We start from the raw sequence: 272 nt of genomic DNA, 5'->3' as shown, positions 1-272 counted from the left end.
CGTTGATGGCGATCATTCCTGAAGAAGGACCTAATGCAGAATCTACAAGTGAATTAACAAAAGACTTACGTGATTTTGCGAGCCAAGCAAAAGAAAAATATGATTTCAGTACTGAAATTTCAGGACAAAGTGTCATCAACATTGATATGTCTCAAAAACTTAACAATGCGATTCCTGTCTTTGCGGGTGTCATCGTAGGTTTAGCATTCATTCTATTAATGTTTGTCTTCCGCTCTCTATTAGTTTCATTAAAAGCCGTACTCGGATTTGTC

Annotated in this window: 1 protein-coding gene; it reads left to right on the top strand. The window is 37.1% G+C overall.

Going from position 1 to position 272, the window contains the following annotated elements:
* On the top strand, window positions 1-272 hold a 272-nt coding region (locus ACEN88_RS35485; RefSeq protein ID WP_413347091.1), incomplete at both ends, for an MMPL family transporter.

It is taken from the genome of Massilia sp. CT11-108, from assembly GCF_047302915.1.
Taxonomy (GTDB): Bacteria; Pseudomonadota; Gammaproteobacteria; order Burkholderiales; family Burkholderiaceae_D; genus Telluria; species Telluria orientalis.
Note: the sequence above shows the minus strand (reverse complement) of the source record. Positions and strands in the feature narration are given on the sequence as shown.